Below are 19,072 nucleotides of genomic sequence, written 5' to 3'. Positions count from 1 at the left end.
CGCACCACCGAAACGCCCCGCGGCCGTGTGCCGCCGGGGCGTTTTTTCATCGGCCGCTCATTCGGCCGCGGGGGCGCGGAACAGCCAGCGGCGCGCGGCGGGGCGCGGCGCCGGGCTGCGCCGGCGGAACTCGACCGCGATCCCGCGCCGCGGCGCGTCGGCGACGAACGCGTCGAGCAGTTCGAGCACGTCGTGATCGATGTAGTCGGCGCGCGTCGCGTCGATGATCACGGCCGCGCGATCCGGAATGTGCCGCAGGTGGTGCTTGACCTGCACCTTGCCGAGGAACGACACGTCCTTGCGGAACGACAGCAGGAAGTGGTCGTCGTGCTGCGCGAGCGTGACGGGGCTCTTCAGGTTCGCGACCGCGACGGCCAGCACGCTGCACGCGAGGCCGAGCGCGATGCCGAACAGCAGGTCGACCGCGAGCACGCCGACGATCGTCGCCGCGAACGGCACGAAGGCGGCCGGCCCTTGCTTCATCACCGAACGGAACAGCGCCGGCTTCGCGAGCTTGAAGCCCGTATGGATCAGGATCGCGGCCAGGCTCGCGAGCGGGATCAGGTTGATGAGGCCGGTGAGCGCGAACACGCTCGCGAGCAGCAGCATCCCGTGGACGATGGCCGACATCCGGCTTTGCGCGCCCGCGTTGACGTTCACCGAGCTGCGCACGATCACCGACGTGATCGGCAGTCCGCCGACCGCGCCCGCGACGAGATTGCCGACGCCCTGCGCCTTCAGCTCGCGATCGGGCTGGGTCGGCCGGCGCTTCGGGTCGATCTGCTCGACCGCTTCGAGGCTCAGCAGCGTCTCGAGGCTCGCGACGACCGCGAGCGTGATCGCGACGCGCCACACGTCCGGATTGACGAGCTGCGCGAAGTTCGGGCCGAGCTCCGCGTGCTTGAGCGAGGCCGCGAACGCCGCGAACGATCCGAGCTCGGGCAGCGTCACGCGATGGGCCGCGCCCGGCGCAACGGCCGGCGCGACGAAGCCCAGCACGAGCGTCGCGCCGATCCCGAGCACGACGACCGCGAGCGGCGCGGGCACCGCGCGCACCAGCGCGAAGCGGCGCAGCGCGGGCGTGTCCCAGGCGATCAGCAGCGCGAGCGACGCGAGCGCGATGGCCGTGGCGGCCCAGGCGACCGGCAGGCTCGGCCAATTCGCAAACGATTGCGCGGCCGAGCCGCCGATGCCGAACGCGAACGGCATCTGCTTCACAATCAGCAGCAGGCCGATTGCGGCGAGCATGCCCTTGATGACGGGCGACGGCACGTAGGCGGCGAAGCGGCCGGCGCGCAGCATGCCGAACCCGAACTGCAGCACGCCGGACAGCAGCACCGCGAGCAGGAACGCGGAGAAGCTGCCGAGTTGCGCGATCCCTTCGACGACGATCACGACGAGGCCGGCGGCCGGCCCGCTGACGGACAGCGACGAGCCGCTCAGCAGCGCGACGACGATGCCGCCGACGATGCCGGACACGAGCCCGGCGAACGGCTCGACGCCGGAGGCGTTGGCGATGCCGAGACAGAGCGGCAGCGCGACGAGGAAAACGACGATGCCGGCGACGATGTCGCGCGGCAGGGTGGAGAGGCGCTCGTTCAGTTTCATGGTTGGGGCGTTTTCGTGGGCGTTGGGGCGGGGGATGAATCAGCCGAGCGCGGCGGCGGTCGTGGCCAGCGCGGGTTCGACGTCGACGGGCGGGGCCGCGTAGCCGGAATCGAGCTCCAGCAGGCGACCGTCGGCGAGCGAGAAGATCCAGCCATGCACGAGCGGCGGCCGTTCGCGGCCGCGCACGATCGGCGATGCGCGCAGCAGCCGCACCTGTTCGAGGACGTTCAGTTCGGCGAGGCGGTCGGCGGCGGCCGTGTCGTCGAGGCCGTCGAGCGTGTCGCGATGGCGCCGCGCGAGCGCGCAGAGCGGCGCGATGCGGCGCGCGACGTGCGGCAGGTCGGCCGGCGGCGGCAGCAGCGATGCGCGCACGCCGCCGCAGCCGTAGTGCCCGCACACGATCACGTGGTCGACCTTCAGCACCCGCACCGCGTACTCGAGCACGCTGGCGGAGTTGTCGTCGTCGGGATGGAACAGGTTCGCGATGTTGCGATGGACGAACAGTTCGCCGGGCGCGCAGTGCGTGATGGTTTCGGCCGGCACGCGGCTGTCGGCGCAGCCGATCCACAGCACGCGCGGGTTCTGGCCGCGCGCGAGCGTGTCGAAGAAACCGGGCGTGTGTTCACGCGTCTCGCGGGCCCAGGCAATGTTGGCAACCAGCATGCTCTTGGGGCGATTCATGAGGACTCCTTTGTAATAAAGGCAAATCAATATCGATCGAAATGACGCAACCCCATTCTTTCTAAATTGAAAGGTTGGATTTCGACTGATATTAGGGGTATGCCCTAGCATTCCGGGGGCATTGAAACAAATTGTTTCAAATTGATTTGGCGCAGTGCATTGCTTGCACCAACCCGACGCACGACAGGCATCGGGCATGACAGTATCCGCGCAGACGGCCGCATGACGGGGCGTTCAGCGGATTGTCATCGGGATGTCATCGACCGGAAAAGTTTTCCGTCATATTCCGTGAATTAAATAGCGGATCGGAAAAAACGAAATGGCCATTCACGCAATAATTCGTGAATGGCCATGGTGAAAATTGCGCGTAAATGCGTAATCGGTCAGAACAGGTTGCGACGATCGGGATCGTGCATCGGGTCCGGTGTTTTCTGCGTGATGCGCAGGATGCCCTGCGGATCGAAATAGAAGCTGTACATCATGTACCAGACGTTGTCCTCGAGATACCGGTACGTCCATACCTCGCGCTTCATCAGCGGGAAGTAGGACGTCTCGACCGGGCGTCCGAAATTGACGAGCACGTCGGTCTTCGTCCACTTGCCGATCTCCGCGCGATAGAACTCGCTCGGCTGCAGCACCTGGCGCACGTTGACGATCTTGTGGGCCGCGTCGACGTCGGCCGCGATCGTGATTTCGCCCATCGGCTGGGTCGGCCACATCAGCCGCTTGCCGCCGCCGGGCAGGTCGTAGATCTCGCGCGGCGGGCCCATGCGCGCGACGATCGCCGATTCGTCCTGGCCGGCCTGGTATTGCTGCCACGGTTGCGCGCAACCGGCCAGCAGTGCCGCGGCGCCGGCGACCAGCACCGGCAGGCGCGCGGGAATGCGAATGCGCATGGGATCCTCCAGAACACGGAAACAGGCCCCGTTGTATCACGGACGGCGCGTGCCGGTGCATCGCGCGGAAAAAATCGGTGCGGATCGGCGGCGCGGCGAGGCTTGCGGGCGGCGGGCGCGCCGGCCTATGATCCGCGCTTCTCGGGCAAATCGAAGGGCAGGTGGCCGATGCAGGGGTGGAAGCGGTACGCGCTCGCGTTGAGCGCAGGATGGGTGCTGGCTGCGTCCGCGTTCGCCGGCGGCGAGCCGGTGCGGATCGCGCTGATCGAAGGGATGTCGGGCCCGTTCGCGAACGCGGGCGCGGCGGTCGAGCGCAACCTGCGCTTCGGCGTCGAGCAGGTCAACGCGGCGGGCGGCGTGAAGTTGCGCGACGGCGCACACCCGCTCGAACTCGTCGTGCTCGACAGCAAGGGCAGCCCGGAGGAGGCGCTCGTGCAACTGCGCGCGGCCGCGGACCGCCATATCGGCTTCGTTGCGCAGGGCAACAGCTCGGCCGTCGCGGCCGCGCTGGTCGCGGCGCTCGACAAGCTGAACGCGCGCGACCCCGACAACCGGATGCTGTTCCTGAACTATTCGGCCGACGATCCGGCGCTCACCGGCGCGCGCTGCAGCTTCTGGCATTTCCGCTTCGACGCGCACGCGGGGATGCGGATGGCCGCGCTCGCGGACGTGATGGCGCGCGACCGCGCGCTGCGCAAGGTCTACCTGCTGAACCAGGACTACAGCTTCGGTCACGACGTCAGCACGCTCGCGCGGCAGGCGCTGGCCGCGCGGCGCCCGGACGTGACGATCGCCGGCGACGAATTCCACCCGATCGGCCGGATCAAGGATTTCTCGCCGTACATCGCGAAAATCCGCGCGAGCGGCGCGGATGCCGTCGTGACCGGCAACTGGGGCAACGACCTCACGCTGCTCGTGAAGGCGGCGCGCGAGCAGGGGCTGAACGCGAAGTTCTATACGTTCTACGGCAACAGCCTCGGTGCGCCGGCCGCCCTTGGCGATGCCGGCGTCGGGCGCGTCGTGGCCGTGGCCGACTGGCACCCGAATGCGGGCGGCGCGAAATCCGACGCGTTCTACCGCGCGTTCCGGACCCGTTTCCCGGCCGCGCAGGACGACTATCCGGTGCGGCGCATGAGCCTGATGATCGAGATGCTGGCCGCGGCGATGAACCGGGCGAGGTCGGCCGACCCCGTCGCGGTCGCGCGGTCGCTCGAGGGCCTGTCGTTCGACGACGGTTTTCATGCGTCGCGGATGCGCGCGCAGGATCACCAGCTGATCCAGCCCCTTTACGTGATGGAGATGGACAAGGCCGGCGCGCCGGGCGTGCGCTTCGACAACGAGGGGTCGGGTTATGGCTTCCGGACGGTGCTGGCGGTGCCGGCGCAGCGCACGGAGATGCCGTCGGCGTGCTCGATGACGCGTCCGTGACAGGAGGCGGTAAGAACGGCGGGGAGTTGTGCTACAATGCCCGCCGGTTGTAAGTCACGGCACGGCCATTCTTCCGTGTCCGCCTGTTCAGTTAGAAAGGAAATCACATGTCTGTTGCAGATATCAAGAAGTCGGAAGTTGTTGCTCAGTTCGCCCGCGGTACCAACGACACGGGGTCGCCCGAAGTCCAGGTCGCACTGCTGACCGCACGTATCGTCGAACTGACGGGTCACTTCAAGACCCACGCGAAGGATCACCACAGCCGCCGCGGCCTGCTGCGCATGGTGAGCCGCCGCCGCAAGCTGCTCGACTACCTCAAGGGCAAGGATGCCGACCGTTACCGCGCACTGATCGAGAAGCTGGGTCTGCGTAAGTAATCGAGGCGATTGCCGCCAGCAAGATGCCTGTGTCAGTCCGCTGATACAGGCATTTTGTTTTTGCGCGGTGCGTAGCGTCACGCGCATCGCAGGCTGTCCGGCACGTTCGTGCGGGGCCGCCGCAACGACTGATTCCGGGGCAGGATTTGTGTCATTCCAGCGCGCTGCTGCACGAGCGCCGCGCTGGAATGGCATAAAAAACACACCTTGCTCCGGGTGATTCGGTCGAGACGCCGCCGTGCCGGATGGCCGGCGCGGCGAATGAAATGCATGAATACAAAGGAGCAACCATGTCCATGTTCAACAAGGTCGTGAAGGAATTCCAGTGGGGCCAGCACAAGGTGCGCCTCGAAACCGGTGAAGTCGCTCGCCAGGCGAGCGGTGCGGTGATCGTCGACGTCGAAGACACCGTCGTGCTGGCAACCGTCGTCGGCGCGAAGTCGGCGAAGCCGGGCCAGGATTTCTTCCCGCTGACCGTCGATTACCTCGAGAAGACCTACTCGGCCGGCAAGATCCCGGGCGGCTTCTTCCGCCGCGAAGGCCGTCCGTCGGAGCATGAGACGTTGACGTCGCGCCTGATCGACCGCCCGCTGCGCCCGCTGTTCCCGGAAGGCTTCTACAACGAAGTCCAGGTCGTGATCCACGTGCTGTCCGTGAACCCGGAAATCCCGGCGGACATCCCCGCGCTGATCGGCGCATCGGCCGCGCTCGCCGTGTCGGGCCTGCCGTTCAACGGCCCGGTCGGTGCCGCACGCGTGGCGTACATCGACAATGCGTACGTGCTGAACCCGACGCGTGACCAGATCAAGGCATCGAGCCTCGACCTCGTCGTCGCGGGTACCGAGCGCGCCGTGCTGATGGTCGAATCGGAAGCCGACCAGCTGTCGGAAGAAGTGATGCTGGGCGCGGTCGTGTTCGGTCACGAGCAGATGCAGGTCGCGATCGACGCGATCCACGAACTGGTGCGCGAAGGCGGCAAGCCCGAGTGGGACTGGCAGCCGGCGCCGAAGAACGAGGCGCTGATCGCCCGCGTGACCGAACTGGCGCAGAACGACCTGCTCGCCGCCTACCAGCTCCGCGACAAGCAAGCGCGTTCGGCGAAGCTGAAGGAAGTCTACTCGGCCACCTCGGCGAAGCTCGAGGAAGAAGCGCTGGCGGCCGGTACGGCTGCGGCCGACAAGGCCACCGTCGGCAACGTGCTGTTCGACATCGAGGCAAAGATCGTCCGTTCGCAGATCCTGAACGGCGAGCCGCGTATCGACGGCCGCGACACGCGCACCGTGCGCCCGATCGAAATCCGCACCGGCGTGCTGCCGCGCACCCACGGCTCCGCGCTGTTCACCCGCGGCGAGACGCAGGCGCTGGTCGTCGCGACGCTCGGCACGAAGGGTGACGAGCAGATCATCGACGCGCTCGAAGGCGAATACCGCGAGCGCTTCATGCTCCACTACAACATGCCCCCGTTCGCCACCGGCGAAACGGGCCGCGTCGGCTCGCCGAAGCGCCGCGAAATCGGCCACGGCCGCCTCGCGAAGCGCGCGCTGGTCAAGTGCCTGCCGAGCGCCGACGAATTCGGCTACTCGATCCGCGTCGTGTCGGAAATCACCGAGTCGAACGGTTCGTCGTCGATGGCGTCGGTGTGCGGCGGCTGCCTCGCGCTGATGGACGCCGGCGTGCCGATGAAGGCGCACGTCGCGGGTATCGCGATGGGCCTGATCCTCGAAGGCAACAAGTTCGCGGTGCTGACCGACATCCTCGGCGACGAAGATCACCTCGGCGACATGGACTTCAAGGTGGCCGGCACGGAACAAGGCGTGACGGCGCTGCAGATGGACATCAAGATCCAGGGCATCACGAAGGAAATCATGCAGGTCGCGCTCGCGCAGGCGAAGGAAGGCCGCATGCACATCCTCGGCAAGATGACCTCGGCGGTCTCGGGGGCGAACACGCAGCTGTCGGAATTCGCGCCGCGCATGATCACGATCAAGATCAACCCGGAAAAGATCCGCGACGTGATCGGCAAGGGCGGTTCGGTGATCCGCGCGCTGACGGAAGAAACGGGCACGACCATCGACATCTCGGATGACGGCGTCGTGACGATCGCGAGCACCAGCAGCGAAGGCATGGCCGAAGCGAAGAAGCGCATCGAGCAAATCACGGCCGAGATCGAAGTCGGCCAGGTGTACGAAGGCACGGTGCTCAAGCTGCTCGATTTCGGCGCGATCGTGAACCTGCTGCCGGGCAAGGACGGCCTGCTGCACATCTCGGAAATCGTCAACGAGCGTGTGAAGGACATCAACGACTACCTGAAGGAAGGTCAGCAGGTCAAGGTCAAGGTCATTCAGACGGACGAGAAGGGCCGTGTGCGCCTGTCGGCCAAGGCGCTGCTGAACGAAGCCGCTGCGGCAGCGCAGTCGGATACGCCGCCGCAGCAGTAAGCGGACGGGCGGACCAGCGGCCGGCAGTGCGAAAGCGTGCCGGCCGTTTTTTCTGTAGCATCGTTGTGCGGCGCAGCAGCGCCGGCAAGGCGTCCGAGCCGCGTGCGCGGGCGGGCCATCCGATTCCGATCCTGGAGCCTCCTTCACCATGAAAGCCATCGAAATCACCGAATTCGGCGCCCCCGACGTGCTGAAGCTCGCGGAGCGCCCGCGCCCCGAACCGAAGCGCGGCGAGGTGCTGATCAAGGTGGCGGCTTCCGGCGTGAACCGGCCCGACGTGTTCCAGCGCAAGGGCGGCTATGCGCCGCCGCCGGGGGCGTCGGATCTGCCGGGCCTCGAGGTGGCGGGCGAGATCGTCGGCGGCGACCTGTCCGATGCCGCGCTGAACCCGTTCGGCCTGAAGCTGGGCGATCGCGTGTGCGCGTTGCTCGCGGGCGGTGGTTATGCCGAATACGCGGTCGCGCCGCTGCCGCAGTGCCTGCCGGTGCCTGACGGGCTCACCGATATCGAGGCCGCGTCGCTGCCCGAGACGTTCTTCACCGTGTGGAGCAACGTGTTCGACCGTGCGCGGCTCGGCGCGGGCGAGGGCGGCGAGCAGGAGACGCTGCTCGTGCAGGGCGGCTCGAGCGGCATCGGCGTGACGGCGATCCAGATCGCGCACGCGCTCGGCTTTCGCGTGTTCGCGACGGCTGGCACCGCCGACAAGTGCCGCGCGTGCGAGGCGCTCGGCGCCGAACGCGCGATCAACTACAAGACCGAGGATTTCGTCGAGGTCGTGAAGTCGCTGACGCACGATCGTGGCGTCGACGTGATCCTCGACATGGTGGCGGGCTCGTACGTGCCACGCGAGCTGTCCGCGCTCGCGGACGGCGGCCGTCTCGTGCTGATCGCGCTGCTCGGCGGCGCGAAGGCCGACGTCAACCTGAGCGAGATCCTGCGCCGCCGGCTGACCGTCACGGGTTCGACGCTGCGCCCGCGTCCGGTCGAGTTCAAGGCGCGCATCGCCGCGCAACTGAAGGCGCGCGTGTGGCCGCTGATAGCCGACGGGCGCATCAAGCCGGTGATCTACCGCGTGTTGCCGGCCGCGGACGCCGCGCAGGCGCATGCGCTGATGGAAAGCAGCGAGCACACCGGCAAGATCGTGCTCGATTGGGGTACGAACGCCTGACGGCCCGCGTGGCCGGACTTGACATGCGCGGTTTGACCGGTTCAAGCCGTGCGCAGTAAAATCGCGGGTTTGCTTCGCCAGATCAAACCTGACGGCCGGTTTCCGGCGCGTCAATGACACAGCGGTGACGAGACAGACACGATGTCGAAACAGAGAACTAAGCGGGTGATCGGCAACTGGAAGATGCACGGCCGGCTGGCCGGCAACCAGGCGTTGCTGAACGAAGTGGTGCAGGGCGCGGGCGCGGTGGCGGCCGATACGTCGGTCGGCGTGTGCGTGCCGTTCCCGTATCTCGCGCAGGTTCAGGCGCAGCTGGGTGACGGTCGTGTCGTCTTCGGCGCGCAGGACGTGTCCGCGCACGAACAGGGCGCGTTCACCGGCGAAGTGGCGGCCGCGATGGTCGCCGAGTTCGGCGCGCGTTATGCGATCGTCGGTCACTCGGAGCGTCGCGCGTATCACGGCGAAAGCAACGAGACGGTCGCGGCGAAGACGCAGCGCGCGCTCGCAGCCGGGCTCACGCCGGTCGTGTGCGTCGGCGAGACGCTCGACGAGCGCGAATCGGGCGCGACCGAGCAGGTCGTCGGTGCGCAGCTCGACGCGGTGCTGGCCGTGCTGACGGCTGACGAGGCCGCACGCATCGTCGTCGCGTACGAACCGGTCTGGGCGATCGGCACGGGCAGGAGCGCGACGTCGGCGCAGGCGCAGGACGTGCACGCGTTCCTGCGCGCGCGTCTCGCGGCGAAGGGGGCGGAGGACGTCTCCGTGCTGTACGGCGGCAGCGTGAAGCCGGACAACGCGGAAGAGCTGTTCGCGCAGCCGGACATCGACGGCGGCCTGATCGGCGGCGCGTCGCTGAAGGCGGAAGATTTCCTGGCGATCTGCCGGGCCGCGCGATAAGCGGTCCGAGATCGAATTGAACCATGACGGCGGCCGGACGGTCCGGTCGCCCGATCCAATCGGGTGGGTGTGATGCTGTTATTCAAGACGCTGATTATTGTGGTGCAGGTACTGTCTGCACTCGGTGTGATTGGTCTCGTGCTGCTGCAGCACGGCAAGGGTGCCGACATGGGCGCCGCGTTCGGCAGCGGCGCGTCGGGCAGCCTGTTCGGTGCGACGGGCTCGGCGAACTTCCTGTCGCGCACGACGGGCATCCTCGCGACGATTTTCTTCGTCGCGACGCTCGCGCTGACGTATCTCGGTTCGTACAAATCGACGCCGTCGGCCGGCGTGCTCGGCTCGGCAGCGACCGCGCCGGCACCTGCAGCATCGACGCCGGCCGTCGCGGCATCCGCGGCCGTCGCGGGCTCGGCGGCAAGCGCGCCGGGCCAGGATGTCCCGAAATAAAAAGTTAATTTTTTTGCGGTTGTGCGTTGAACAAATCTGGAACTCGGGTTAGAATTTAATTCTTGAAGCGATTCGCGGGAAACAAGCAGCACAACCCGAGTTGCATGCAGTGCCGACGTGGTGAAATTGGTAGACACGCTATCTTGAGGGGGTAGTGGCGAAAGCTGTGCGAGTTCGAGTCTCGCCGTCGGCACCAAAGTTACTCAATGCCAGCCGCTTCTAGTGGCTGGCATTTTTCATTTCTGGGGTGTGCTTGCGGTTGTCTTGCGATCGCCTGCACTCCGAAATGATTCCTTCCGCCGGAAGTGGTATTCTCCGGACGCTCAGAACCAACCGATAGAGGATTGCCTTGAACCTCGCAGCCTATTACCCCGTCTTGTTGTTCCTTCTCGTGGGCACTGGTTTAGGTATAGCGCTGGTCAGCATCGGCAAGCTCCTGGGTCCCAACAAGCCGGACGTCGAGAAGAACGCACCATACGAGTGCGGCTTCGAAGCCTTTGAAGACGCCCGGATGAAATTCGACGTCCGGTATTACCTCGTCGCCATCCTGTTCATCATCTTCGATCTCGAAACCGCATTCCTGTTCCCGTGGGGCGTCGCGCTCCGGGACATCGGCTGGCCGGGTTTCATCGCAATGATGATTTTTCTGCTCGAATTCCTGCTGGGCTTTGCCTATATCTGGAAGAAAGGCGGGCTCGACTGGGAGTGATGGGTTAATCGCCGGTTTGCATGGGCGGCCACGCTCGGTCGCTCGTCTGGAGTGGAAAGCAAATGAGTATCGAAGGGGTCTTGAAGGAAGGGTTTGTCACCACGACGGCTGACAAGCTGATCAACTGGACGCGTACCGGCTCGCTGTGGCCGATGACGTTCGGGCTCGCGTGTTGCGCCGTCGAGATGATGCATGCGGGCGCGGCCCGTTATGACCTGGACCGGTTCGGCGTCGTGTTCCGTCCGAGTCCGCGTCAGTCGGACGTGATGATCGTCGCCGGCACGCTCTGCAACAAGATGGCGCCCGCGCTGCGCCGCGTGTACGACCAGATGGCCGAGCCGCGCTGGGTGATCTCGATGGGGTCGTGCGCGAACGGCGGTGGTTATTACCACTACTCGTATTCGGTGGTTCGCGGCTGCGACCGGATCGTGCCGGTCGACGTCTACGTGCCGGGCTGTCCGCCCACGGCCGAGGCGTTGGTCTACGGCGTGATCCAGCTTCAGGCGAAGATCCGTCGCACCAACACCATTGCCCGTCAATAAAGCCCCGAGCGTCCCCTCAATATGGCAAGCAAAATCGAGACCCTCAAGGCAAACCTCGAAGCCGCGCTCGGCGCGCGCGTGGTGAGCCTCACCGAAGCGATCGGTGAACTGACGCTCGTCGTGAAGGCGAGCGATTACCTCGAAGTCGCAAAGACGCTGCGCGACGATCCGAAGCTCCGATTCGAGCAGTTGCTCGACCTCTGCGGTGTCGATTACCAGACCTTCGGCGACGGTGCCTACGACGGCCCGCGCTTCGCGGCCGTGTCGCACCTGCTGTCGGTCACGAACAACTGGCGCCTGCGCCTGCGCGTATTCGCGCCGGACGACGACCTGCCGATCGTGGCATCGCTGGTCGACACCTGGACCTCCGCGAACTGGTACGAGCGCGAAGCGTTCGACCTGTATGGCATCGTGTTCGAAGGCCACCCCGACCTGCGCCGCATCCTCACCGACTACGGCTTCATCGGCCACCCGTTCCGCAAGGACTTCCCGGTGTCGGGCTACGTCGAAATGCGTTACGACCCGGAAGAGAAGCGGGTCGTGTACCAGCCGGTGACGATCGAGCCGCGCGAAATCACGCCGCGCGTGATCCGCGAGGATCGCTATGGCGGTCTGAAACATTAAGGGGGCGTCATGGCAGAAATCAAGAACTACACGCTCAACTTCGGCCCGCAGCACCCGGCAGCGCACGGCGTGCTGCGCCTCGTGCTCGAGCTCGACGGCGAAGTCATCCAGCGTGCCGATCCGCACATCGGCCTGCTGCACCGCGCGACGGAAAAGCTCGCGGAATCCAAGACCTTCATCCAGTCCGTGCCGTACATGGACCGTCTCGACTACGTGTCGATGATGGTCAACGAGCACGGCTACGTGCTCGCGATCGAGAAGCTGCTCGGCATTGAAGTGCCGGAGCGCGCGCAGTACATCCGCGTGCTGTTCGACGAGATCACGCGCGTGCTGAACCACCTGATGTGGATCGGCGCGCATGCGCTCGACGTCGGCGCGATGGCCGTGTTCCTGTACGCCTTCCGCGAACGCGAAGACCTGATGGACGTGTACGAAGCGGTGTCCGGCGCCCGGATGCATGCGGCGTACTACCGTCCGGGCGGCGTCTACCGCGACCTGCCTGACGTGATGCCGCAATACAAGGCGTCGAAGATTCGCAACGAGAAGGCGCTCGCGAAGATGAACGAAGCGCGCAGCGGCTCGGTGCTCGACTTCATCGACGACTTCTTCACGCGCTTCCCGAAGTGCGTCGACGAATACGAAACGCTGCTCACCGACAACCGGATCTGGAAGCAGCGTCTGGTCGGGATCGGCGTGGTCAGCCCGGAACGTGCGCTGCAGATGGGCCTGACGGGCCCGATGCTGCGCGGCTCGGGTATCGCCTGGGATCTGCGCAAGAAGCAGCCGTACGAAGTGTACGATCGCATGGATTTCGACGTGCCGGTCGGCGTGAACGGCGATTGCTACGACCGCTATCTGGTGCGCGTCGAGGAAATGCGCCAGTCGATCCGCATCGCGAAACAGTGTATTGAGTGGCTCCGCAAGAATCCGGGCCCGGTGATGACGGACAATCACAAGGTTGCCCCGCCGTCGCGCGTCGGCATGAAGACCAACATGGAAGACTTGATTCACCACTTCAAGCTCTTCACCGAAGGTTTCCATGTGCCGGAAGGCGAAGCGTACGCGGCGGTCGAGCATCCGAAGGGTGAATTCGGCATCTACCTCGTGTCGGACGGCGCCAACAAGCCGTATCGCCTCAAGATTCGCGCGCCGGGTTTCGCGCACCTGGCGTCGCTCGACGAAATGGCGCGCGGTCACATGATCGCCGACGCCGTCACGATCATCGGTACGCAGGACATCGTGTTCGGCGAGATCGATCGCTAATGGTTGCGCCGCCCGCACGAGCGGGCGGCGAAGCAGTAAGTCACACGCGATGCGCGCTGAACCGGCGCGGCTTCGCAAGCTGTCAACAGAGTGAGCGCCAGGTCTGCCGTCCATGCACCCCAGTGTGCGGCAGGTTGTTCGTTCGGTAGGAATTGAAAGAGTCGTGTCTGAAAATGATCTCAGCTGAAGGCCTGAAGGAAATCGATCGAGCGTTGACGAAGTATCCCGCCGATCAGAAACAGTCCGCCGTGATGTCGGCGTTGGCCGTTGCTCAGGAAGAGCACGGCTGGCTGTCGCCCGAACTGATGCAGTTCGTCGCGGACTATCTCGGCATGCCGGCCGTTGCCGTGCAGGAAGTCGCGACGTTCTACACGATGTACGAGCTCAACCCGGTCGGCAAGCACAAGATCACGCTCTGTACGAACCTGCCGTGCCAGCTCGGCCCGCACGGCGGCGCGGAAGCGACTGCCGACTACCTGAAACAGAAGCTCGGCATCGGCTTCGGCGAGACGACGCCCGACGGCAAGTTCACGCTGAAGGAAGGCGAATGCATGGGCTCGTGCGGCGATGCGCCGGTGCTGCTGGTGAACAATCACAGAATGTGCAGCTTCATGAGCCGCGAGAAGATCGACCAGCTGCTTGAGGAGCTCTCGAAATGACGTCCCTCCACGACCGTCACATCAAACCGCTGATCCTCGCTGGTCTGAACGGCGAGAACTGGCATCTCGAAGATTACGTCGCGCGCGGCGGCTACAAGCAGCTGCGCCGCATTCTCGAAGAAAAGATTCCGCCCGAGCAGGTGATCGCCGACGTGAAGGCGTCGGGCCTGCGCGGCCGCGGCGGTGCGGGCTTCCCGACCGGCCTGAAGTGGAGCTTCATGCCGCGCCAGTTCCCGGGGCAGAAGTACCTCGTCTGCAACTCGGACGAAGGCGAGCCGGGCACGTTCAAGGATCGCGACATCCTGCGCTGGAACCCGCACGCGCTGATCGAAGGCATGGCCATCGGCGCGTACGCGATGGGCATCACCGTCGGCTACAACTACATCCACGGCGAAATCTTCGAAGTGTATCGACGCTTCGAAGCCGCGCTCGACGAAGCGCGCGCGGCCGGGTTCCTCGGCGACAACATCATGGGCTCGGAATTCTCGTTCCAGCTGCACGCGCACCACGGTTACGGCGCGTACATCTGCGGCGAGGAAACGGCGCTGCTCGAATCGCTCGAAGGCAAGAAGGGCCAGCCTCGCTTCAAGCCGCCGTTCCCGGCGAGCTTCGGCGTGTACGGCAAGCCGACCACGATCAACAACACCGAGACGTTCGCCGCGGTGCCGTTCCTGCTGTCCATCGGGCCGCAGAACTACCTCGAGATCGGCAAGCCGAACAACGGCGGCACGAAGATCTTCTCGGTGTCGGGCGACGTCGAGCGTCCGGGCAACTACGAAGTGCCGCTCGGCACGCCGTTCGCGACGCTGATGGAGCTCGCCGGCGGGATGCGCGGCGGCAAGAAGATCAAGGCCGTGATTCCGGGCGGCTCGTCGGCGCCGGTGATCCCGGGCGACATCATGATGCAGACGGATCTCGACTACGATTCGATCGCGAAGGCGGGCTCGATGCTCGGTTCCGGCGCGGTGATCGTGATGGACGAGACGCGCTGCATGGTGCGCTCGCTGCTGCGCCTGTCGTACTTCTACTACGAGGAATCGTGCGGCCAGTGCACGCCGTGCCGTGAAGGCACCGGCTGGCTGTATCGCGTCGTGAACCGTATCGAGCACGGCGAAGGCCGCCAGGAAGATCTGGACCTGCTGAACTCGGTGGCCGAGAACATCATGGGCCGCACGATCTGTGCGCTCGGCGATGCGGCGGCGATGCCGGTACGCGGGATGCTCAAGCACTACTGGGACGAATTCGCGTACCACGTCGAGCACAAGCACTGCATGGTCGGCGGCCACGCGCACGCGGCGGCGGCCTGAAGCGAACCCGGTTGCGGAATTTGAGCGCACGGTCGGGCCAAGGCGCGAACGGGCGGAAATAGGTTAAGGACCATTCACCATCATGGTTGAACTTGAAATAGACGGCAAGAAGGTCGAGGTGCCCGAAGGCAGCATGGTGATCCAGGCTGCGCACAAGGCGGATACGTACATTCCTCACTTCTGCTATCACAAGAAACTGTCGGTTGCGGCCAACTGCCGGATGTGTCTCGTCGAAGTCGAGAAGATGCCGAAGGCCGTGCCTGCCTGCGCGACCCCCGTGTCGGCCGGCATGATCGTCCACACGCAGTCCGACAAGGCCGTGAAGGCGCAGCAGTCGGTGATGGAATTCCTCCTCATCAATCACCCGCTCGATTGCCCGATCTGCGATCAGGGCGGCGAATGCCAGCTGCAGGATCTGGCGGTCGGCTACGGCAAGTCGTCGTCGCGCTACTCGGAAGAAAAGCGCGTGGTGTTCCACAAGAACGTGGGCCCGCTGATCTCGATGGAAGAAATGTCGCGCTGCATCCACTGCACGCGCTGCGTCCGCTTCGGCCAGGAAATCGCCGGCGTGATGGAGTTCGGCATGCTGGGCCGCGGCGAGCACTCGGAAATCACGACGTTCGTCGGCAAGACGGTCGATTCCGAAATGTCGGGCAACATGATCGACCTGTGCCCGGTCGGTGCGCTGACCAGCAAGCCGTTCCGCTACAGCGCCCGTACGTGGGAACTGTCGCGCCGCAAGTCGGTGAGCCCGCACGATTCCGTCGGCGCGAATCTCGTCGTGCAGGTGAAGAACAACCGCGTGATGCGCGTGCTGCCGTTCGAGAACGAAGCGATCAACGAATGCTGGATCTCGGACAAGGACCGCTTCTCGTATGAAGGCCTCAACAGCGAAGAGCGCCTGACGAAGCCGATGCTGAAGCAGGGCGGCCAGTGGATCGAAACCGACTGGCAGACCGCGCTCGAATACGTCGCGAAGGGCCTGAAGGGCATCGCCGCGGATCACGGCGCGAACGCGCTGGCGATGCTCGCGAGCGCGCACAGCACCGCTGAAGAGCTGTTCCTCGTGAAGCAGCTCGCCAACGAACTGAAGACGCCGAACGTGGACTTCCGTCTGCGTCAGCAGGATTTCTCGGCGCCGGTCCAGGGCGCGCCGTGGCTCGGCATGCCGATCGCCGACCTGTCGAACGTGGACGCCGCGTTCGTCGTCGGCTCGTTCCTGCGCCGCGACCACCCGCTGTTCGCGTCGCGCCTGCGTCAGGCCGCGAAGAACGGCGCGAAGCTGCATTTCCTGCACGCGACCGCTGACGACGCACTGATTCCGACCGCGCAACGCATCGTGGCCGCACCGTCCGCGTGGCTCGACGAGCTGGCCGGCATCGCCGCGGCCGTCGCGCAACTGCGCGGCGTCGCGCTGCCCGACGCGCTGGCAGGCGTCACCGCATCGCCGGCCGCGCAGGCTGTCGCGCAGTCGCTGTCGAACGGCGAACGCCGCGCGGTGCTGCTCGGCAACGTCGCGGTCCGCCACCCCGAATTCGCGAAGCTGCATGCCGTCGCCAAGTGGATCGCCGACAACACCGGCGCCACGTTCGGCTTCCTGACGGAAGCGGCGAACACGGTCGGCGCGCACGTCGTCGGCGCATTGCCGGGCGAAGGCGGCCTGAACGCACGCGAAGCGTTCGCGCAGCCGCGCAAGGGCTACGTGCTGCTGAACGTCGAGCCGGAATTCGACACGGCCGATCCGGCCCAGGCGCTGGCCGCGCTGAACCAGGCGGAAATGGTCGTCGTGATGTCGCCGTTCAAGCACGGCCTCGACTACGCCGACGTGCTGCTGCCGGTTGCGCCGTTCACCGAAACGGCCGGCACGTACGTGAACGCGGAAGGCACCGTGCAGAGCTTCAACGGCGTCGTGCGCCCGCTCGGCGACACGCGTCCGGGCTGGAAGGTGCTGCGCGTGCTCGGCAGCCTGCTCGGCCTGCCGAACTTCGAATACGAGACCGCGGAAGAAGTGCGTCTCGCCGCGCTCGGCGACGCCGGCGTCGCGGGCCGTCTGTCGAACCAGACGTCGGTCGCGCCGGTGCGTGCCGCGGCGAATGCCGCGAACGGCGGTTTCGAGCGCCTGGCCGATGTGCCGATCTATCACGCCGACGCGCTCGTGCGCCGCGCGGGTGCGCTGCACCTGACGGCTGCCGCGAAGGCGGCGAATGCCGCAGCCCTGCCGGCCGCGCTGTTCGACAAGCTGGGCTTGAAGGAAGGCGACGCCGTGCGCGTGCGCCAGGGCGAGCGTGCGGTGCAGTTGCCGGCCGTGCGCGACGCGAATCTTGCGGAGACGGTCGTTCGCGTGTCGGCGGCGACGCCTGCCGGCGCAGCGCTCGGCAGCCTGTCCGGTGAACTGGTGGTGGAGAAGGCGTAAATGAGCTTGTTCGATACGATCAACGCGGGCGGGGCCGAGCTTCTCGGCTTCGCGTGGCCGACGGTGTGGGCAGTCGTGCGCATCCTCGTCGTCTCCGTCGTCATCCTGCTGTGCGTCGCGTACCTGATTCTGTGGGAACGCAAGCTGATCGGCTGGATGCACGTGCGTCTCGGCCCGAACCGCGTCGGCCCCGGCGGCCTGCTGCAGCCGATCGCCGACGTGCTGAAGCTGCTGCTGAAGGAAGTCATTCAGCCGAGCGCCGCCAGCCGCTGGCTGTACCTGATCGCGCCGGTGATGACCGTCGTGCCGGCATTCGCCGTGTGGGCCGTGATCCCGTTCCAGGCCGAAGCGGTCCTCGCGAACGTGAACGCGGGCCTGCTGTACGCGATGGCGATCTCGTCGATCGGCGTGTACGCGGTGATTCTCGCGGGCTGGGCATCGAACTCGAAGTACGCGTTCCTCGGCGCGATGCGCGCCGCGGCACAGATGGTGTCGTACGAAATCTCGATGGGCTTCGCGCTGGTGCTCGTGCTGATGACGGCCGGCAGCCTGAACCTGTCGGAGATCGTCGGTTCGCAACAGCACGGCTTCTTCGCCGGCCACGGCGTGAACTTCCTGTCGTGGAACTGGCTGCCGCTGCTGCCGGCGTTCGTCGTGTACTTCATCTCGGGCATCGCCGAAACGAACCGCCACCCGTTCGATGTGGTGGAAGGGGAGTCGGAAATCGTCGCGGGTCACATGATCGACTACTCGGGTATGGCGTTCGCGCTGTTCTTCCTCGCCGAGTACATCAACATGATCGTGATCTCGGCGCTGGCTGCGACGCTGTTCCTCGGCGGCTGGGATGCGCCGTTCGAATTCCTGTCGTTCATCCCGGGCATCTTCTGGCTGGTGCTGAAGGTATTCGCACTGCTGTCGGTGTTTATCTGGGTCCGCGCGACGTTCCCGCGCTACCGTTACGACCAGATCATGCGTCTGGGCTGGAAGGTGTTCCTGCCCGTCACGGTGATCTGGGTGGTCGTGGTCGGCTGCTGGATGATGTCGCCGCTGAACATCTGGGTGAAGTAAGGACGAAATCATGACGGCTATCCAACACTTCTTTAAGACCTTCTTCCTGACCGAGCTGCTGAAGGGGCTCGCGCTGACCGGTCGTTACACGTTCAAGCGCAAGTTCACCGTGCAGTTCCCGGAAGAGAAGACCCCGATCTCGCCGCGTTTCCGCGGGCTGCATGCACTGCGCCGCTACGAAAACGGCGAAGAGCGCTGCATCGCGTGCAAGCTGTGCGAGGCCGTGTGCCCCGCGATGGCGATCACGATCGAATCGGAAACGCGCGCGGACAACACGCGCCGCACGACGCGCTACGACATCGACCTGACGAAGTGCATCTTCTGCGGTTTCTGCGAAGAGAGCTGCCCGGTCGATTCGATCGTCGAGACACAGATTCTCGAGTACCACGGCGAAAAGCGCGGCGACCTGTATTTCACGAAGGAAATGCTGCTCGCGGTGGGCGATCGCTACGAGAAGGACATCGCCGCGGCGAAGGCTGCCGACGCGCCGTATCGTTGATTGTGTTTGCAGTGCCGGCCCGCAGCCAGGGCCGAGCCGCCGCGACGG

General features: G+C 65.6%; 18 protein-coding genes and 1 tRNA gene. 16 read left to right on the top strand and 3 right to left on the bottom strand.

Annotated features, from left to right (window positions below; translation table 11 throughout):
- Nucleotides 1-57: 57 nt before the first annotated feature.
- The 3 genes from WJ12_RS11455 to WJ12_RS11445 form a co-directional block, all read right to left on the bottom strand.
- On the bottom strand, nt 58-1,608 hold the full coding sequence (locus WJ12_RS11455; RefSeq protein WP_069245677.1) for a SulP family inorganic anion transporter: 1,551 nt from the start codon (nt 1,606-1,608) through the stop codon (nt 58-60).
- 39 nt (nt 1,609-1,647) lie between these two features.
- A complete protein-coding gene (locus WJ12_RS11450) occupies nt 1,648-2,289 on the bottom strand; it encodes a carbonic anhydrase (RefSeq protein ID WP_059558104.1) in 642 nt (213 codons plus the stop codon).
- Between the two features lie 383 nt (nt 2,290-2,672).
- Nucleotides 2,673-3,185, bottom strand: a complete 513-nt coding sequence (locus tag WJ12_RS11445) for a hypothetical protein (protein ID WP_034190799.1) — start codon at nt 3,183-3,185, stop codon at nt 2,673-2,675.
- Between the two features lie 168 nt (nt 3,186-3,353).
- Between WJ12_RS11445 and WJ12_RS11440 the strand changes: the two genes are divergently transcribed.
- The 16 genes from WJ12_RS11440 (at nt 3,354) to nuoI (ending at nt 19,024) form a co-directional block, all read left to right on the top strand.
- Nucleotides 3,354-4,613 carry a branched-chain amino acid ABC transporter substrate-binding protein gene (locus tag WJ12_RS11440; protein ID WP_059558102.1) on the top strand — a complete coding sequence of 420 codons (1,260 nt, stop codon included), beginning with the start codon at nt 3,354-3,356 and terminating at the stop codon, nt 4,611-4,613.
- A gap of 107 nt (nt 4,614-4,720) precedes the next feature.
- On the top strand, nt 4,721-4,990 hold the full coding sequence (gene rpsO, locus WJ12_RS11435) for a 30S ribosomal protein S15 (protein WP_006398792.1): 270 nt from the start codon (nt 4,721-4,723) through the stop codon (nt 4,988-4,990).
- A gap of 290 nt (nt 4,991-5,280) precedes the next feature.
- The gene (pnp, locus tag WJ12_RS11430) at nt 5,281-7,428 is read left to right on the top strand and encodes a polyribonucleotide nucleotidyltransferase (RefSeq protein ID WP_059558205.1); all 2,148 of its coding nucleotides are present in this window, start codon (nt 5,281-5,283) and stop codon (nt 7,426-7,428) included.
- Between the two features lie 148 nt (nt 7,429-7,576).
- Complete coding sequence (locus WJ12_RS11425) at nt 7,577-8,596, top strand: NAD(P)H-quinone oxidoreductase (RefSeq protein WP_034190801.1); 1,020 nt, start codon at nt 7,577-7,579, stop codon at nt 8,594-8,596.
- A 141-nt stretch (nt 8,597-8,737) separates the two neighbouring features.
- Nucleotides 8,738-9,493: a triose-phosphate isomerase gene (gene tpiA / locus WJ12_RS11420; protein ID WP_059558100.1), complete on the top strand. Its 756-nt coding sequence runs from the start codon at nt 8,738-8,740 to the stop codon at nt 9,491-9,493.
- A gap of 72 nt (nt 9,494-9,565) precedes the next feature.
- Nucleotides 9,566-9,940 (top strand): preprotein translocase subunit SecG, encoded by a 375-nt coding sequence (gene secG / locus WJ12_RS11415; RefSeq protein WP_034190803.1) that lies wholly within the window; start codon nt 9,566-9,568, stop codon nt 9,938-9,940.
- Between the two features lie 111 nt (nt 9,941-10,051).
- Nucleotides 10,052-10,136, top strand: a tRNA-Leu gene (locus WJ12_RS11410).
- Between the two features lie 153 nt (nt 10,137-10,289).
- A complete protein-coding gene (locus WJ12_RS11405) occupies nt 10,290-10,649 on the top strand; it encodes an NADH-quinone oxidoreductase subunit A (RefSeq protein ID WP_006398798.1) in 360 nt (119 codons plus the stop codon).
- A gap of 62 nt (nt 10,650-10,711) precedes the next feature.
- Complete coding sequence (locus WJ12_RS11400; protein ID WP_006398799.1) at nt 10,712-11,191, top strand: NuoB/complex I 20 kDa subunit family protein; 480 nt, start codon at nt 10,712-10,714, stop codon at nt 11,189-11,191.
- 21 nt (nt 11,192-11,212) lie between these two features.
- Complete coding sequence (locus WJ12_RS11395; protein ID WP_034190804.1) at nt 11,213-11,815, top strand: NADH-quinone oxidoreductase subunit C; 603 nt, start codon at nt 11,213-11,215, stop codon at nt 11,813-11,815.
- A gap of 9 nt (nt 11,816-11,824) precedes the next feature.
- Nucleotides 11,825-13,078: an NADH-quinone oxidoreductase subunit D gene (locus WJ12_RS11390; protein ID WP_034190805.1), complete on the top strand. Its 1,254-nt coding sequence runs from the start codon at nt 11,825-11,827 to the stop codon at nt 13,076-13,078.
- A 173-nt stretch (nt 13,079-13,251) separates the two neighbouring features.
- Entirely contained in the window at nt 13,252-13,737 is a 486-nt protein-coding gene (nuoE, locus tag WJ12_RS11385; RefSeq protein ID WP_006756903.1) for an NADH-quinone oxidoreductase subunit NuoE, read from the top strand.
- Nucleotides 13,734-15,044, top strand: a complete 1,311-nt coding sequence (nuoF, locus tag WJ12_RS11380) for an NADH-quinone oxidoreductase subunit NuoF (RefSeq protein ID WP_006478267.1) — start codon at nt 13,734-13,736, stop codon at nt 15,042-15,044. Before nuoE ends, nuoF begins: the two co-directional genes overlap by 4 nt.
- 82 nt (nt 15,045-15,126) lie before the next feature.
- Nucleotides 15,127-17,457: an NADH-quinone oxidoreductase subunit NuoG gene (nuoG, locus tag WJ12_RS11375; protein ID WP_034190806.1), complete on the top strand. Its 2,331-nt coding sequence runs from the start codon at nt 15,127-15,129 to the stop codon at nt 17,455-17,457.
- On the top strand, nt 17,458-18,525 hold the full coding sequence (gene nuoH, locus WJ12_RS11370) for an NADH-quinone oxidoreductase subunit NuoH (RefSeq protein WP_034190807.1): 1,068 nt from the start codon (nt 17,458-17,460) through the stop codon (nt 18,523-18,525).
- A 10-nt stretch (nt 18,526-18,535) separates the two neighbouring features.
- The gene (gene nuoI / locus WJ12_RS11365; RefSeq protein ID WP_009691265.1) at nt 18,536-19,024 is read left to right on the top strand and encodes an NADH-quinone oxidoreductase subunit NuoI; all 489 of its coding nucleotides are present in this window, start codon (nt 18,536-18,538) and stop codon (nt 19,022-19,024) included.
- Nucleotides 19,025-19,072 lie beyond the last annotated feature (48 nt).

This window comes from Burkholderia seminalis, assembly GCF_001718535.1.
Taxonomy (GTDB): Bacteria; Pseudomonadota; Gammaproteobacteria; order Burkholderiales; family Burkholderiaceae; genus Burkholderia; species Burkholderia seminalis.
This window is presented reverse-complemented; position numbering and strand designations above follow the sequence as displayed.

Excerpts from the sequence above, each read along its gene's own strand:
- WJ12_RS11455 (WP_069245677.1), bottom strand. The coding sequence starts at position 1,608 with ATGAAACTGAACGAGCGCCTCTCCACCCTGCCGCGCGACATCGTCGCC.
- WJ12_RS11450 (WP_059558104.1), bottom strand. The coding sequence starts at position 2,289 with ATGAATCGCCCCAAGAGCATGCTGGTTGCCAACATTGCCTGGGCCCGC.
- WJ12_RS11445 (WP_034190799.1), bottom strand. The coding sequence starts at position 3,185 with ATGCGCATTCGCATTCCCGCGCGCCTGCCGGTGCTGGTCGCCGGCGCC.
- WJ12_RS11440 (WP_059558102.1), top strand. The coding sequence starts at position 3,354 with ATGCAGGGGTGGAAGCGGTACGCGCTCGCGTTGAGCGCAGGATGGGTG.
- rpsO (WP_006398792.1), top strand. The coding sequence starts at position 4,721 with ATGTCTGTTGCAGATATCAAGAAGTCGGAAGTTGTTGCTCAGTTCGCC.
- pnp (WP_059558205.1), top strand. The coding sequence starts at position 5,281 with ATGTCCATGTTCAACAAGGTCGTGAAGGAATTCCAGTGGGGCCAGCAC.
- WJ12_RS11425 (WP_034190801.1), top strand. The coding sequence starts at position 7,577 with ATGAAAGCCATCGAAATCACCGAATTCGGCGCCCCCGACGTGCTGAAG.
- tpiA (WP_059558100.1), top strand. The coding sequence starts at position 8,738 with ATGTCGAAACAGAGAACTAAGCGGGTGATCGGCAACTGGAAGATGCAC.
- secG (WP_034190803.1), top strand. The coding sequence starts at position 9,566 with ATGCTGTTATTCAAGACGCTGATTATTGTGGTGCAGGTACTGTCTGCA.
- WJ12_RS11400 (WP_006398799.1), top strand. The coding sequence starts at position 10,712 with ATGAGTATCGAAGGGGTCTTGAAGGAAGGGTTTGTCACCACGACGGCT.
- WJ12_RS11395 (WP_034190804.1), top strand. The coding sequence starts at position 11,213 with ATGGCAAGCAAAATCGAGACCCTCAAGGCAAACCTCGAAGCCGCGCTC.
- WJ12_RS11390 (WP_034190805.1), top strand. The coding sequence starts at position 11,825 with ATGGCAGAAATCAAGAACTACACGCTCAACTTCGGCCCGCAGCACCCG.
- nuoE (WP_006756903.1), top strand. The coding sequence starts at position 13,252 with ATGATCTCAGCTGAAGGCCTGAAGGAAATCGATCGAGCGTTGACGAAG.
- nuoF (WP_006478267.1), top strand. The coding sequence starts at position 13,734 with ATGACGTCCCTCCACGACCGTCACATCAAACCGCTGATCCTCGCTGGT.
- nuoG (WP_034190806.1), top strand. The coding sequence starts at position 15,127 with ATGGTTGAACTTGAAATAGACGGCAAGAAGGTCGAGGTGCCCGAAGGC.
- nuoH (WP_034190807.1), top strand. The coding sequence starts at position 17,458 with ATGAGCTTGTTCGATACGATCAACGCGGGCGGGGCCGAGCTTCTCGGC.
- nuoI (WP_009691265.1), top strand. The coding sequence starts at position 18,536 with ATGACGGCTATCCAACACTTCTTTAAGACCTTCTTCCTGACCGAGCTG.